A 278-nucleotide genomic window follows, 5' to 3' on the forward strand; every position below is an offset into this window, starting at 1 on the left:
GGCGGGGTCGAACGAGCGGTTTTCGCCCGGGTAGGCGCGCGGATTGCTGACCAGCCTGGTGCAACCGCGTCGGAGGTTCATCGAGAAATGCGTGTGGCCCGTCACGAAAACCGCTGGCTGATGGCGGTCGACCAGCGGCAGAAGTTCGGAGGCGTAGGCCGCGGTCAACAACGAGCGTTGAAACTGCGGCGCCACGGCATCGAGCGTGACGGCGTGGTGCGCGACGGCGATCGTCGGCCCGTCATGATGCTGCGAAAGTGCCGTCTCCAAGAACTGTC

At 65.5% G+C, this 278-nt stretch carries 1 pseudogene; it reads right to left on the bottom strand.

The window, feature by feature from the left end:
- Positions 1-278, bottom strand: a pseudogene (locus OSC30_RS16865) (hypothetical protein); the annotation flags it as partial.

Origin of the sequence: Frateuria hangzhouensis, assembly GCF_026410505.1 — a bacterium.
Classification (GTDB): domain Bacteria; phylum Pseudomonadota; class Gammaproteobacteria; order Xanthomonadales; family Rhodanobacteraceae; genus Frateuria_A; species Frateuria_A hangzhouensis.